Source organism: Mycolicibacillus koreensis (assembly GCF_002104795.1).
Taxonomy (GTDB): Bacteria; Actinomycetota; Actinomycetes; order Mycobacteriales; family Mycobacteriaceae; genus Mycobacterium; species Mycobacterium koreense.
The window spans coordinates 58740-72688 of sequence record NZ_NCXO01000011.1 but is presented as its reverse complement, the minus strand read 5'-3'; the positions used below and the strand labels follow the sequence as shown (position 1 = coordinate 72688).

Annotated in this window: 12 protein-coding genes; 4 read left to right on the top strand and 8 right to left on the bottom strand. The window is 72.1% G+C overall.

Annotated features, from left to right (window positions below):
* Positions 1-135: 135 nt before the first annotated feature.
* The 5 genes from B8W67_RS07345 to B8W67_RS07325 are packed head-to-tail and all read right to left on the bottom strand — an operon-like array spanning position 136 to position 6023.
* A complete protein-coding gene (locus B8W67_RS07345) occupies positions 136-2268 on the bottom strand; it encodes an AAA family ATPase (RefSeq protein ID WP_069390548.1) in 2133 nt (710 codons plus the stop codon).
* A 10-nt stretch (positions 2269-2278) separates the two neighbouring features.
* Positions 2279-3124 carry a CDP-diacylglycerol--serine O-phosphatidyltransferase gene (pssA, locus tag B8W67_RS07340; protein ID WP_069390547.1) on the bottom strand — a complete coding sequence of 282 codons (846 nt, stop codon included), beginning with the start codon at positions 3122-3124 and terminating at the stop codon, positions 2279-2281.
* Complete coding sequence (locus B8W67_RS07335; protein ID WP_069390546.1) at positions 3121-3828, bottom strand: phosphatidylserine decarboxylase; 708 nt, start codon at positions 3826-3828, stop codon at positions 3121-3123. Before B8W67_RS07335 ends, pssA begins: the two co-directional genes overlap by 4 nt.
* 55 nt (positions 3829-3883) lie before the next feature.
* The gene (gene moeA, locus B8W67_RS07330; protein ID WP_085303273.1) at positions 3884-5086 is read right to left on the bottom strand and encodes a molybdopterin molybdotransferase MoeA; all 1203 of its coding nucleotides are present in this window, start codon (positions 5084-5086) and stop codon (positions 3884-3886) included.
* Between the two features lie 13 nt (positions 5087-5099).
* A complete protein-coding gene (locus tag B8W67_RS07325; protein WP_085303230.1) occupies positions 5100-6023 on the bottom strand; it encodes an SDR family NAD(P)-dependent oxidoreductase in 924 nt (307 codons plus the stop codon).
* Between the two features lie 123 nt (positions 6024-6146).
* Between B8W67_RS07325 and B8W67_RS07320 the strand changes: the two genes are divergently transcribed.
* Positions 6147-6632, top strand: a complete 486-nt coding sequence (locus tag B8W67_RS07320) for a PH domain-containing protein (protein WP_234806693.1) — start codon at positions 6147-6149, stop codon at positions 6630-6632.
* A 23-nt stretch (positions 6633-6655) separates the two neighbouring features.
* A complete protein-coding gene (locus tag B8W67_RS07315) occupies positions 6656-8065 on the top strand; it encodes a PH domain-containing protein (RefSeq protein WP_085303228.1) in 1410 nt (469 codons plus the stop codon).
* Here B8W67_RS07315 and B8W67_RS07310 read toward each other — a convergent pair whose 3' ends face one another.
* Genes B8W67_RS07310 through B8W67_RS07300 form a run of 3 tightly spaced genes read right to left on the bottom strand, consistent with a single transcriptional unit; the run spans position 8066 to position 11010 of the window.
* Complete coding sequence (locus B8W67_RS07310; RefSeq protein WP_085303226.1) at positions 8066-8731, bottom strand: hypothetical protein; 666 nt, start codon at positions 8729-8731, stop codon at positions 8066-8068.
* A gap of 25 nt (positions 8732-8756) precedes the next feature.
* Positions 8757-9299, bottom strand: coding sequence for a hypothetical protein (locus B8W67_RS07305; RefSeq protein ID WP_133056076.1), 543 nt, complete (start codon positions 9297-9299; stop codon positions 8757-8759).
* A gap of 31 nt (positions 9300-9330) precedes the next feature.
* Positions 9331-11010: a DEAD/DEAH box helicase gene (locus B8W67_RS07300; RefSeq protein WP_085303223.1), complete on the bottom strand. Its 1680-nt coding sequence runs from the start codon at positions 11008-11010 to the stop codon at positions 9331-9333.
* Between the two features lie 69 nt (positions 11011-11079).
* Here B8W67_RS07300 and B8W67_RS07295 point away from each other — a divergent pair, with 69 nt between their 5' ends.
* Positions 11080-11772: a M24 family metallopeptidase gene (locus B8W67_RS07295; RefSeq protein ID WP_372507452.1), complete on the top strand. Its 693-nt coding sequence runs from the start codon at positions 11080-11082 to the stop codon at positions 11770-11772.
* 425 nt (positions 11773-12197) lie between these two features.
* Entirely contained in the window at positions 12198-13823 is a 1626-nt protein-coding gene (gene groL / locus B8W67_RS07290; RefSeq protein WP_085303219.1) for a chaperonin GroEL, read from the top strand.
* Positions 13824-13949: the final 126 nt, after the last annotated feature.

The following is a 13949-nucleotide window of genomic DNA, read 5'->3' as shown; positions in this document are numbered from 1 at the left end:
GTTTGCGTGCGTTTTTGCGCCCGAAACGCACGCAAACGTGAGTTTGGGCGCACTTCCGCGAAGGTTGGGCGCACCCGCCGCGGGGGAGGCGCAACTTCCGCGGGGGAGGCGCCGGCGAGCGGGCGCACCCGCCGCTCAGCGGGCGGCGAACTCGCGCAGCGACGCCACCTGGGCGGGGTCCAGGGAGGGGCGCACCGTGTCGCGGGCGCTGGTCAGGTCGGCGGCGGTGACGTTGGCGGCGTCGAGGCTGCGACGCATCGCGGTCAGCGCCGCCTCCCGCAGCAGCGCCACACAGTCCGCGGCGCTGTAGCCGTGCAGGTCGGCGGCCAGCGCGTCGAGGTCGACGTCGTCGTGCAGGGGCACGCTGCGCGCGGCGGTGCGCAGGATGTCCGCGCGGGCCGGCCCGTCCGGGGGGTCGACGAACACCAGCTTCTCCAGCCGACCCGGCCGCAGCAGCGCCGGATCGATCAGATCGGGGCGGTTGGTGGCGCCGAGCACCACCACGTCGCGCAGCGGGTCGATGCCGTCGAGTTCGGTCAGCAGCGCCGCGACCACCCGGTCGGTGACCCCGGAGTCGACGCTTTGGCCGCGCCGCGGCGCCAGTGCGTCGATCTCGTCGAGGAACACCAGCGACGGTGCCGAGTCGCGGGCCCGGCGGAACAGGTCGCGCACCGCCTTCTCCGAGCTGCCCACCCATTTGTCCATCAGTTCCGGGCCCTTGACGGCGTGCACGCTGAGACGCCCGGTGCTGGCCAACGCGCGCACCAAAAACGTCTTGCCGCAGCCGGGCGGGCCGTAGAGCAGCACCCCGCGCGGCGGGTCGACCCCGAGACGGCTGAACGTGTCGGGATGCTGCAACGGCCAGAGCACCGCCTCGGTGAGTGCTTGGCGGGTCGCTTCCATGTCGCCGACGTCGTCGAGGGTCACGGTGCCGATCGCCACCTCGGTGGCCGCCGACCGCGACAGCGGCCGGATCACCGTCAACGCCCCCTCGAGGTCGGGCTGGGTCAGCCGCGGCGGCTCGTGGTCGCTGCTGGCCCGCGACGCCGCGCGCAGCGCCGCCTCACGCACCAGCGCGGCCAGATCGGCGGCGACGAAGCCCGGGGTGCGCTCGGCGATCACGTCGAGGTGCAGATCGGCGGCGGGCACACCCTGCACCATGGTCTCCAGCAGCGAGCGGCGGATGGCGGCGTCGGGCAGGCCCAGCGTCAGCTCCCGGTCACACAGGTCCGGTCCGCGCAGCCGGGCATCGAGCCGGTCGGGCAGGGCGGAGGTGGCGACGAACGCCGCGCCGTCGACGCTGAGCGCCTCGCGCAGCGCGGCGAGGATCGGGGTGGCCACCGGTTCGGCGGTCTCGGGCAGCAGCGCGTCGATGTCGGTGATCAGCAGCACCCCGCCGGCGCGCAGCGCGCCGACCGCGTCGGTCACCGCCGCGAGCCGGTCGTCGGCGGCCAGAGCCCCCACGTCGGGGCCGTCGAGTTCGATCAGTCGCCGCCCGGCGGCCACGGCGCGCACCAGGGTGGATTTGCCCACCCCCGGCGGCCCGGAGACCAGCACGCCGAGCTGCGGGTCGGCGCCGAGGCTGTGCAGCAGCTGCGGCTCGTCGAGGGCGAGTTTGAGCCACTCGGTGAGTTTCTCCGCCTGCGCGCCGACCCCTTTGAGGTCGTCGACGGCCAGGTCGGGCGGTTCCGCGGCGACCGCGGGGGCGCCCGGGCTCGCCCAGCCGACCGCGGTGTTGGGCTGCACGCTGACCGGCCCGGGCGGATCCACCGCGGTGACCGTCAACAGCTCCGAGGTCCAGGTGATCCCGACCGCCGACGCCAGCGCGGCCGTCGCCGCCGAGGTGGAGGTGCCCGGCCCGAGGTCGCGCGGCAGCAGCGACACCACGTCGCCGACGGTGACGACCTTGCCCAGCAGCGCCTGGCGCAGCGTGGCCGGCGACAACGACTGGGTGGCCAGCGCCGAGCCGTCCAGGCTCACCGACCGCGCCCCGTAGACGGTGACCGCGGTGACGACCACCGGGTTGTTCTCCCGCAGTCCAGCGTTCGACAGGGTTACGTCGTCGAGCAGCGCCACGCCGGGGGCGACCGGGGTGGCCCCGGCGCCGACGAGCCCGGCGACCGCGGTGGTGGTGCGGGACCCGGTCAGCGACACCGCGTCCCATTCCCGGATACCGAGGGCAGTCAAAGCCTCCGGGTGCAGCCGGATCACGCCACGACGGTTGTCGACCGCGGAGGTGTTCAGCCGGGCCGTCAGCGTCAACGTCATCGCGGTGGTCCTACCGGCCGGGTTTCCGCAATCCCAGCCGTGTCATCGACCGGCGGCTGGGGTGGGCGCGCCGGTTCGCCCGCCGGGCTGCGCGCCACTCGCGGGGCTTGTCCTCCCAGTTCTCCGGGCGGGCCGCCACCCAGCGGTGGCTGCGCACCCCGAACGGGATGTGGATGAGGTAGGCGCCGACGAGCACCAGGATCAGGATGTAGGGGAACAGGAACGCCGCGGCGGCGACCAGCGTCAGCCCGGCCAGCACCAGGCTGGCCAGCCGCGGCGGCACCGACACCGCGTGCATCTTGCGCATCGGGATGCGCGAGATCACCAGCGCGGCGCACAACACCAGCCAGGCGCAGACGAACCACTCCGAGGACCACCAGCCGCTGTCGAACTGCATGTAGGCGGCGAGCGGGGCGATCACCGCGATCGCACCGGCGGGGGCGGGCATCCCCACGAAGTACTCGCGGGTGTAGGCGGGCAGTTCGGTCTCGTCGAGCAGGGTGTTGAACCGGGCCAGCCGCAGCACGATGCAGACCGCGTACAGCAGCGCGGCGATCCACCCGGCCGGCGACGACGGCAGCATCGTCACGTACACCACCACCGCCGGCGCGACGCCGAAGTTGACCGCGTCGGCGAGCGAGTCGATCTCCTCACCCATCCGCGACGACGCGTCGAGCATCCGCGCCACCCGACCGTCGAGCCCGTCGAGGATCGCGGCGGCGGCGATCATCGCCATCGCCAGCTGGGTCTCGTGGTCGAGGGCGAACTTGATCGAGGTCAGCCCGGCGCAGATCGCCAGCACCGTCATCGAGCTCGGCAGGATGTGCAGGCCCACCACCCGGCGTGTGCGGGTCATGACAGCTGCGCCAGCAGGGTCTCACCGGCCACGGCGCGCTGGCCCAGGCGCACCACCGGGTCGGTGCCCGCCGGCAGGTAGGTGTCGAGTCGGGAGCCGAACCGGATCAGCCCGTAGGTGTCGCCGATGCTCACCCGGTCCCCGGCGCGCAGGTCGCAGACGATGCGCCGCGCCAACAGTCCGGCGATCTGCACCGCGACCACGGTCTGGTCCGCGGGGGTGCGGATCACCACGCTGGTGCGTTCGTTCTCCGCACTGGCCACCGGCAGCTCCGCGGAGTGGAACCGGCCCGGCCGGTGGGCGACGGCGAGCACCTGCCCACCGATCGGGGCGCGCTGCACGTGCGCGTCGAACAGCGACAAAAAGATGCTCACCCGCGGCAGCGGGTCGGTGCCGAGGTCGAGTTCCGGCGGCGGCACGGCGGCCTCGACGAGGCAGACGGTGCCGTCGGCGGGGGCGACCACCGCCCCGGGATCCTGCGGCGGCACCCGGTCGGGGTGGCGGAAGAAACCGGCGCACGCCGCGGCGGCCAGCAGGCCGGACCGGCGCACACCGTGATGCTTGCGTCCGACGGCGGCGAGGGCGAGGCCCGCACCGATGAACGGGTATCCGGCCGGGTGTACCGGCGGCACCGTGGCGCGCAGCAGCGCCAGCAGACGCTGGGGAATCGACGCCGCGGCGTCGGCGGCGGGCGGTCGGGCCATCCGGACATCCTACGGAGTGCGCCCGCGCGGGTGGGCGTGTGCACTCACGGTCGGTTCAGCCGAGGTCCCACAGTTGCACCGCGGCCCCGGCGGCCAGGTCGGTGACCTCGGCGGGGATGTCCAGCAGGCAGTTCGCCGAGGCCATGTAGCGCAGGTGATGGGAGGCCGGCGGGCCCCAGGTGATGACCGTGCCGGTGTCGGCGTCGAAAATGCCGCGACGGAACTGGCGTTTGCCCGGTGGGGAACTCAGCGCCTCGGTGAGGATCGCCTGGCGGCGGGGACGCTGCGGGTGGGTGAAGCCCATCGCGGCCCGCAACGCGGGGCGGATGTAGACCTCGAAGGAGACCATCGCCGACACCGGGTTGCCCGGCAGGGTGACGATCGTGGTGTCGCCGACCCGCCCGATTCCCTGCGGCATCCCCGGGTGCATGGCGACCTTGACGAACTGCACACCTTGGCCGCCGTCGCGGCCGAACGCGTCCTTGACCACCTCGTAGGCGCCGGCGGAGACCCCGCCGCTGGTGACGATCAGGTCGGTGTCGCCGGCGTAGCGGTCGAGCACCGCGGCGAACTCGTCGACGTCGTCGCTGACGGTGGCCAGCGCCAGCACCTCCGCGCCGGCGTCGCGCACCGCCGCGGCCAGCATCACCGCGTTGGACTCGTAGATCTGGCCCGGCGCCAGCGCGGTGCCGGGGCGGACCAGCTCGGTGCCGGTGGAGATCACCAGCACCCGCGGGCGCGGCCACACCGTCAACCGGTCGTGGCCCAGGGCGGCGGCCAGCCCCACCACCGGCGGGGTGACCCGCTGGCCCGTGCGCAGCACCGTCTCGCCGGCGGGCACGTCCTCCCCGGCGCGCCGGATGTGGCGGCCCTCGCTGGTGGCCGCCCGGATCTGCACGTTGTCGACGCCGCCGTCGGTGCGTTCCACCGGCACGATCCCGGTCGCGCCCACCGGCACCGGGGCGCCGGTCATGATGCGATGCGCGGTGTGCGGGGCGAGGGTGGGGATGTCGGTGCGCCCGGCCGGGATGTCCTCGGTGACCGGCAGGGTGACCGGCGCCTCGTCGGCGCCGGCGACGTCGACCGCGCGCACCGCATAGCCGTCCATCGCGGAGTTGTCGAACACCGGCAGCGCCACCTTGGCGACGAGATCGGTGGCCAGCACCAGATGTTCGGCCTCAGCCAGCGGCAGTGCCACCGGTGCGCCCCCCGGCAGGTGCTCGGCGACGATCCGTTGATGCTCCTCGACCGAACGCAGCTGGTCGACGGGCTCAAACGCCATAGGTCACCCCGGTGAGTTCCTCGGAGACCGCCCACAGCCGCCGCTGCAGATCCTCGTCGTGGGACTGGCGGCTGGAACGCACCAGGACCGGGTAGCCGCGCTGCTGCTGCCAGCCGTCGGGGCCGTAGTACTGCCCGCCGGTGACCTGCGGGTCGGTCGCGGCGCGCAGGGTGGGCAGCGCCCCCATCGGCGGGCTTTGAAACATCAGGGGGGTGACGAGTTTCGCCGCCGGGCGTATGACGGCGGGCAGGTTGCGCATCAGCTCGGTGTTCGAAGCACCCGGGTGGGCGGCGACCGCGATCGTCGGCTCGTTCGCGGCGGCGAGACGGCGCTGCAGTTCGTAGGTGAACAGCAGGTTCGCCAGCTTCGCCTGCCCGTAGGCGCCGACCCGGCTGTAGCGGCGCTGCCACTGCAGGTCGTCGAAGTGGATGGCCGCTTTGAGGCGATGGGCGTTGGACGACACCGTCACCACACGCGAGCCCTCGACCCCGACGAGCCGGTCCAAGATCAGGCCGGTCAACGCGAAATGACCGAGATGATTTGTGCCGAACTGCATTTCGAACCCGTCGGCGGTCTCCTGGCGCGGGGTGAACATCACTCCGGCGTTGTTGATCAGCACGTCGATGCGCGGATAGGCCGACCGCAGATCGGCCGCGGCGGTGCGGATCGATTCCAGCGACGCCAGGTCGAGCTGGGTGATCGCGACCTGCGCATCGGGGTGCTGGGCGCGGATCTGGGCGGCTGCCGCCTCACCCTTGGCGAGGTTGCGCACCGCCAACACCACCTGGGCGCCGTGGTCGGCGAGCACGCGGGCGGCCTCGAACCCGATGCCGGTGTTGGAGCCGGTGATGACTGCGACGCGGCCGGTCTGGTCGGGGACAGCGGCGCTGTCCCAATGGGGGCGAGAGTTCATGGATCGCCACGATACCCACTGCGGCTGGGCGACTCCTGGGGCCGCGGACCCGGGATGGCGCCGCGGGGGTCTGCGGCGTACGCCATGCTTAGAGCATGGTGACGAGAGCATGGTGACACGGTCATGGTGACGATGGCAGAACCCGCCCACCCGCCGAGCGCCAAAGCGCCGCTGGTGTGGGCGCTGGGCGGGGCGATCCCGTGGCTGGTGCTGGCCGTGATCCAGTTGGGCTGGGCCACTGTCGACCCCACTCGGCCGTGGCTGCACGCCGGGGTGGGGTTGTTCACCCTGGCCGGGCTGGTGGTCGGTACGGCGGTGGCGCCGCTGTGGCGCTACCGGGTGCACCGCTGGGAGATCAGCCCGCAGGCGGTGTACACCCGCGCCGGCTGGCTGGTGCAGGAGCGGCGCATCGCCCCGATCTCGCGGGTGCAGACCGTCGACACCCACCGCGGCCCGCTGGACAGGATGTTCGGGTTGGCCAATGTCGCGATCACCACCGCGTCGTCGGCCGGCGAGGTACGCATCGCCGCCCTCGACGTCGCCGTCGCCGACCACATCGTCGCCTACCTCACCGACATCGCCGCCCTCGGCGCCGAGGACGCCACGTGAATTGGCAGCGGCTCAGCCCCCGAATGCTGTTGGTGCACCCGGTGCACGAGCTGCTGCGCCAGCTGCCGCTGCTGGCCGCCGCGGTGCTGTTCGGCAGCGCCTCAGGAGATCCGTTCTGGATCGTGGTGGTGCTGGCGGTCACCGTCGTCATCGGGATGGCGCGGTGGGCGACCACCAGCTACCGGATCGTCGACGAGGAGGTGCAGCTGCGCACCGGTCTGCTGCGCAGATCCACGATAGCGTTGCCGCGCAACCGGATTCGCAGTGTCTCCACCGAGGCGCGCCTGCTGCACCGGCTGCTCGGGTTGACGGCGATCCGTGTCAACACCGGCCAGCAGTCCAGCCGCGGCAGCGCTTTCGTGCTCGATGCGGTGCGCGCCGATCAGGTGCCGGGGCTGCGGGCGGTTTTGCTCGCCGACGCCGGGGAGACCACCGAATCTTCCGAGGCTGCCGGCGGGGAGGTGCTGGCGCGGTGGGAGCCGTCGTGGCTGCGCTACAGCCCGCTGAGCCTGTCGGGGCTGGCGACCCTGGCCGCCGCGGTCGGGGTCGCCTACCAGCTCGGCGGTGAGCAACTGCTGCGCGAGGATTCCTGGCTCGGCCGCACCGCGGAGAACCTGGCCGCCCGCTGGGGAGTGGCGGCCACCGCCGCGGGCACCGCCGCGCTGGTGGTGGTGACGGTGGTGGTGTTGGCGATGCTGCGTTCGCTGCTGGTCTACGGCAACCTCGAGCTGTCCCGGCGCCCCGGGGCGCTGCGGCTGCGCCACGGGTTGACCCGACAGCGCGACCGCACCTTCGACACCAGCCGGTTGCGCGGCGGGGTGCTGCGTGAGCCGCTGTTGGTGCGGGCGGTCGGTGGGGCGCGCGTCGACGCGGTGATGACCGGGGTGTCCGGCGTCGGCGAGTCGTCGGTGCTGCTGCCGCCGTGCCCGCTGCCCACCGCGCAGCGGGTGCTCACCGAGCTGATCGGTGACCCGGCGGTGGTCGCGGGACCGCTGCGATCCCACGGCCCCGCCGCCGCGCGGCGGCGCTGGACCCGGGCGATGGCGCTGCCGACGGTGGCCGCGGTGGTGCTGGCGGTGGCCGGTGTGCCGGGCTGGGCGTGGGCGATGTGGTCGGCGGTGCTCGCCGGTGCGGCGCTGCTGGCCCTCGATCGGGTGCGCGCTCTGGGCCACCGGGTGTCGACGGACTGGCTGGTCGGGCGGGCCGGCAGCCTGGAGCGGCGCCGCGATTGCGTGGCCAACGCCGGGATCATCGCCTGGTCGGTGCGCCAGAGCTGGTTTCAGCGGCGCGCCGGGGTGGCCACCCTCATTGCGGCGACCGCGGCGGGAGTGAAGGCCTACCAGCTCATCGACGTGCCGGCGGGGTGGGCGTGGGACATCGCCGCGACCGCCTCGCCCTGGGTCGCCGACAGTGTCTGGGCGCAGCGCGGCTGATCAGCGGGGCGGCTCGGGTGCCGGCGGTTCCTCCGGCGCCGGCGGCAGCTGCGGCATCTCCGGCGGCGCGGGCATCTCCGGCATCTCCGGCAGGGACGGCAACTGCCAGTTGTTCGGCGGGTAGACGTTGATGGTGTACTCCAGCCGGTACCGCTGTCCCTCGGGGTTGCCGCACAGGTGCAGGACATAGGAGTCGGATCCGGCGGGGTCCTTGCCGGGGTCCTTGCCGGGGTCTTTGCCGGGGTCTTTGCCGGCCTCTTTGGAGAACTGCGCCTCGCGCTGACACGGTCCGCCCTGCCAGTCCGAGGCGTCCTCGGCCTGGACGAACCCGGCGTCACGCAGCAGCCGCTCGGCGGTGTCGGCGCCGCCGGGGTCGACGTCGGTGACGGTGACCATCCAGATGAGGCCGCCCGATCCGAGCACGTCGCGGGACTCGGCGTCGATCTGCCCGTCGAGGATCGGCACGGCGGCGGGGAACCCGTCGGGCAGGGCGTCGGGGCTTGCCGCCTCGGGGCCCAGGCCCGGCGCGGCGGAACTCGCCGCGCTGCCCGAGGAACTCGTCGTCGGGGTCGCGTCGGTGTCGCCGCTGTCCCCGCGCGAGCAGCCGCCGACCACGACGACCCCGGCCAGCGCTGCGGCCACCAGCCGCACCGGATATGAGCTCATGGCTGGTAGTTAAACACGGCGCCCCTCAGCCGCCGGGTTGCGGCAGGTTGGGCGCTTGCGGCAGCTGTGGCGGTTCGCTGATCTGCCAGTCTTCGGGCGGGTAGATGTTGACCGTATAGGTCAGCGTGGTGTGGTCGTGGCTGGGGCAGAGCACCGCGATGTAGGCCCCGCCGTCGGCACGGTCCTTGCTGAACTGCGACTGGTAGTCGCAGGCCGGGTCGCTGTTCCATTCCGAGGCCACCTCGTCGCGGTGGAACTCGGCGTCGGTGAGCAGCCGTGCCGCGGTGTCGGCGGCCTGCTCGTCGACGCCGGTGACCGTGAGCGTCCAGATCTTGCCCCGCGAGCCGGGCACCTCTATCGCCTGCCCGCTGATCTCCCCGGTGAGCACCGGCACGTCGGTGGGGAACCCGGCCGGCAGCGCGTCGGGGCTGGCGGCGTCGGGATCGAGGGTGGTGCTCGACGGGGCGGGCGGACCGGTGGGCTGCTCGGCGCGGTCCCCGCACCCGCCGGCGGCCACAACGGCGAGCAATCCGGCACATGCCACCAGCAGACGGACAGCAGAACTCATATCCGGCAGTCAAACACAGCCGGCTCCGCGATCACAGGGTCCGGATCACCTCGATGCGCTGCTGCAGCTGCACCGCGGAGGCCGCGGCGACCGGCGGGCCCCCGCAGCGCCGGCGCAGCTCGTTGTGGATCCAGCCGTGCGGTTTGCCCAGCCGGTGATGGGCGGCGGAGACCAGCGCGTTGAGTTCGTGGCGCAGCTCGCGCAACTGCCCGTGGCGGGTCGCCGGCGGCGCGGGTGCGCCGGCCGCGCTGCGCGCAGAGAGCTGCTCGTCTTGGCGCCGCCGCAGCAGCGCCCGCATCTGCTCGGCGTCCAACAACCCCGGGATCCCCAGGTAGTCCTCCTCCTCGGGGCTGCCGGCCGGGGTCGCGGTACCGAACGATGATCCGTCGAAGATCACCTGGTCCAGCTCGGCGTCGGCCCCCAGCGAGGTGTAGCCGTTGTCCAACTCGGACGGTTCGCTGTGAGTGCGTTCGGCGGCGGCGAACTCCTCTTCCTGGGTGGGCCGGTGCGGTTCGCCGAGCACATGGTTGCGCTGCGTTTCCAACTCGCTGGCCAACTGCAGCAGCGCCGGCACCGAGGGCACGAAGATGCTGGCGATCTCGCCGGGGCGCCGGGAGCGCACGAACCGCCCGATCGCCTGGGCGAAGAACAGCGGGGTCGACGCGCTGGTGGCGTACACCCCGACCGACAGCCGCGGCACGTCGACCCCCTCGGAGACCATCCGCACCGCCACCATCCAGCGGGAGGTTCCGGCCGCGAACTCACTGATCTTCCCGGAGGCGCCCGGGTCGTCGGAGAGCACCACCGTGGGGGCCTCGCCGGTGATGGTGGTCAGCAGTTTCGCGTAGGCGCGCGCGGCCGTCTGATCGGAGGCGATGACCATGCCACCGGCGTCGGGCACATGCTCACGCAGTTGGCGCAGCCGCCGGTCGGCCGCCCCGATCACCGCCGGCATCCATTCGCCGGCCGGATCCAGCGCGGTGCGCCACGCCCGGGCGGTGTGCTCGGCGGTGAGCGGCTCGCCCAGGCGGGCGGCGTACTCCTGCCCGGCGCTGTCACGCCAGCGCGCCTCCCCGGAGTAGGCCAGGAACACCACCGGGCGCACCACCCCGTCGGCCAGCGCGTCGGTGTAGCCGTAGGTGTGGTCGGCGCGGGAACGCAGCACCCCGGCGCCGTCGGCGGCGTAGTCGACGAACGGGATCGGGGAGTCGTCGCTGCGGAACGGGGTCCCGGTCAGCGCGAGGCGGCGGGTGGCGTCGTCGAACGCCTCCCGGATGCCCTCACCCCAGCTCTTGGCGTCCCCGCCGTGGTGGATCTCGTCGAAGATCACCAGCGTGCGGCGGTTCTCGGTGCGCACCCGGTGCCGGGTGGGGTGGCTGGCCACCTGCGCATAGGTGACGACCACGCCGTGATAGTCGCTGGAGGTCACCCCGGTGGCGTTGGAGAACCGCGGGTCCAGTGCGAGGCCGGCGCCGGTGGCGGCCTCCGCCCACTGGATCTTCAGGTGTTCGGTGGGCACCACGATCGTGATCGTGTCCACGGTGCGGTCGGCGAGCAGCTCGGCGGCGATGCGCAGCGCGAACGTGGTCTTGCCCGCCCCGGGCGTGGCGACCAGCAGGAAATCGCGTGGTTTGCCGGTCAGATATTTGACCAGCGCCCGCCGCTGCCAGCCCCGCAAAGCCTGGGTGCTGGGCGCTTCGGTTGCCCGCACCCAAACCTCCTCGATGTCGGGATGCAGTCTAAGGCAACCGGGTTGGCGGCCCGCTCTAGCATCGGTGGGGTGTCGCAGAGTGTGGAGACGATCCGGGTGGCCCGTCTGCGGGAAGCCCAGGACATCGCGGTCGCGCTGTTCGACGCCATCGCCGCTGAGGAGTTGATCCGTCCCGGTGTGGGGGAGAAGACGGTCTCCGAGCAGATCGCCGCGCTGGCCGCCGCCCGGTTCGGGGTACGCCGACACTGGCACAAGCGGGTGGTGCGCGCCGGGGTGAACACGCTGTCGCCGTTCGCGGAGAACCCGCCGGACCGGGTGATCGGCGCCGACGACATCGTCTTCGTGGACCTGGGCCCGATCTTCACCGAATGGGAAGCCGACTTCGGGCGCACCTTCGTGCTCGGCGACGACCCCGCCAAACACACCCTCGCCGCCGCGCTGGGCCGGGTGTGGGATGCCGGGCGCGCGCATTTCGCCGCCCACCCCGACATCACTGGCGAGGCGCTGTATGCGCACATGGTCGGGCTCGCCGCCGCGGACGGCTACCGGTGGGGCAGCGCGATCGCCGGGCACCTGGTCGGGGAGTTCCCGCACAAGCAGATCAGCGGTGATGAGCGTGACTGCTACATCACTCCCGGATCGACCGCCGTGATGCGCCGGGTCGATCGCACCGGGCGGGTCTGCCATTGGATCCTCGAGGTGCACCTGGTCGACGCCGAGGGCGGCTTCGGCGGGTTCTGCGAAGCGCTGTTGGACCTGTGACGCGGTGGGTGCCTGCTGAAATCGACGCCTCAGCGGACATAGAGGCCGCTATACGAGTGTGTGTGTCCGCTGGAGTGTCGATTTCAGTCGTATGGGGCGGGTTCACCCGTGATCGGGGCGACGATCGGGAGGAGGGAGCGCTGCGGAGCCCGGCCGCACTGCGGTACCCCGCCGAGACCCCCACGGACGACCAGTTGGGCCGCCAACAGGGACGGCATCATCAACAGCGTCCGGGGAACTGTGCAGGCAGCCCCACCCTCTCCTTGCACTCTCCATAGGCGAGTGCTAAGAATGATTTGGCACTCGCGACCAGTGAGTGCTAGGTCGGGACGGTGAGACCAGGCCCACACAGCCTGCGTCGTCCGTCGCGGGCATCGGACCCGGCCCGGAACGTGTCACCCCCCAACCGGAGGAATCACTTCGCAATGGCTAAGCAAATTGCGTACGACGAAGAGGCCCGCCGCGGCCTCGAGCGGGGTCTGAACGCCCTCGCCGATGCGGTCAAGGTGACGCTGGGCCCCAAGGGCCGCAACGTCGTCTTGGAGAAGAAGTGGGGCGCCCCCACGATCACCAACGATGGTGTGTCCATCGCCAAGGAGATCGAGCTGGAGGACCCCTACGAGAAGATCGGCGCCGAGCTGGTCAAAGAGGTCGCCAAGAAGACCGACGATGTCGCCGGTGACGGCACCACCACCGCCACCGTGCTGGCCCAGGCGCTGGTGCGTGAGGGTCTGCGCAACGTCGCCGCGGGTGCCAACCCGATGGGTCTGAAGCGCGGCATCGAGGCGGCTACCGAGAAGATCTCCCAGACCCTGCTCTCGGGTGCCAAAGAGGTCGAGACCAAGGAGCAGATCGCGGCGACCGCCGGGATCTCCGCCGGCGACTCCTCGATCGGTGAGCTGATCGCCGAGGCGATGGACAAGGTCGGCAACGAGGGTGTCATCACCGTCGAGGAGGCCCAGACCTTCGGCCTGCAGCTCGAGCTCACCGAGGGGATGCGCTTCGACAAGGGCTACATCTCCGGCTACTTCGTGACCGATGCCGAGCGTCAGGAAGCCGTCCTGGAGGACCCCTACATCCTGCTGGTCAGCTCCAAGGTGTCCACCGTCAAGGACCTGCTGCCGCTGCTGGAGAAGGTCATCCAGTCGGGCAAGCCGCTGCTGATCATCGCCGAGGACGTCGAGGGCGAGGCGCTGTCGACGCTGGTGGTCAACAAGATCCGCGGCACCTTCAAGTCGGTTGCGGTCAAGGCGCCGGGCTTCGGTGACCGCCGCAAGGCGATGCTGCAGGACATGGCGATCCTCACCGGTGGCCAGGTCATCAGCGAAGAGGTCGGGCTGTCGCTGGAGACCGCCGACGTCGAGCTGCTGGGTAAGGCCCGCAAGGTCGTGGTCACCAAGGACGAGACCACCATCGTCGAGGGCACCGGGGACTCCGACGCCATCGCCGGGCGGGTGGCCCAGATCCGCGCGGAGATCGAGAACAGCGACTCCGACTACGACCGGGAGAAGCTGCAGGAGCGCCTGGCCAAGCTGGCCGGCGGTGTTGCGGTGATCCGGGCCGGTGCGGCCACCGAGGTGGAGCTCAAGGAGCGCAAGCACCGCATCGAGGACGCGGTGCGCAACGCCAAGGCCGCCGTCGAGGAGGGCATCGTCGCCGGTGGTGGCGTGTCGCTGCTGCAGGCCGGTCCGGTGCTCGACGAGCTCAAGCTCGAGGGCGACGAGGCCACCGGTGCCAACATCGTCAAGGTGGCGCTGGAGGCCCCGCTGAAGCAGATCGCCGCCAACGCCGGGCTGGAGCCCGGTGTGGTCGCCGAGAAGGTCCGCAACTCCAAGGCCGGCACCGGCCTGAACGCGGCCACCGGTGACTACGAGGACCTGCTGGCCGCCGGCATCGCCGACCCGGTCAAGGTCACCCGGTCGGCGCTGCTGAACGCAGCCTCGATCGCGGCGCTGTTCCTGACCACCGAGGCCGTTGTCGCCGACAAGCCGGAGAAGGCGGGCGCCCCGGCGGCCGACCCGACCGGTGGCATGGGCGGCATGGACTTCTAGGTCTGGAAGGTCCAAAGTCGACGACAGGCCCGGTCCGCTTCGGCGGGCCGGGCCTTCGTCATTGCCGGGCCCGGTGCGCCCAGTGCCCGCCCCGCACCCGCCGCGCGCCGAGTGTGTAGGTTATGG

Coding starts and splice junctions, on each gene's coding strand:
- B8W67_RS07345 (WP_069390548.1), bottom strand. CDS start 2,268: ATGACGTTGACGCTGACGGCCCGGCTGAACACCTCCGCGGTCGACAAC.
- pssA (WP_069390547.1), bottom strand. CDS start 3,124: ATGACCCGCACACGCCGGGTGGTGGGCCTGCACATCCTGCCGAGCTCG.
- B8W67_RS07335 (WP_069390546.1), bottom strand. CDS start 3,828: ATGGCCCGACCGCCCGCCGCCGACGCCGCGGCGTCGATTCCCCAGCGT.
- B8W67_RS07325 (WP_085303230.1), bottom strand. CDS start 6,023: ATGAACTCTCGCCCCCATTGGGACAGCGCCGCTGTCCCCGACCAGACC.
- B8W67_RS07320 (WP_234806693.1), top strand. CDS start 6,147: ATGGTGACGATGGCAGAACCCGCCCACCCGCCGAGCGCCAAAGCGCCG.
- B8W67_RS07315 (WP_085303228.1), top strand. CDS start 6,656: ATGCTGTTGGTGCACCCGGTGCACGAGCTGCTGCGCCAGCTGCCGCTG.
- B8W67_RS07310 (WP_085303226.1), bottom strand. CDS start 8,731: ATGAGCTCATATCCGGTGCGGCTGGTGGCCGCAGCGCTGGCCGGGGTC.
- B8W67_RS07305 (WP_133056076.1), bottom strand. CDS start 9,299: ATGAGTTCTGCTGTCCGTCTGCTGGTGGCATGTGCCGGATTGCTCGCC.
- groL (WP_085303219.1), top strand. CDS start 12,198: ATGGCTAAGCAAATTGCGTACGACGAAGAGGCCCGCCGCGGCCTCGAG.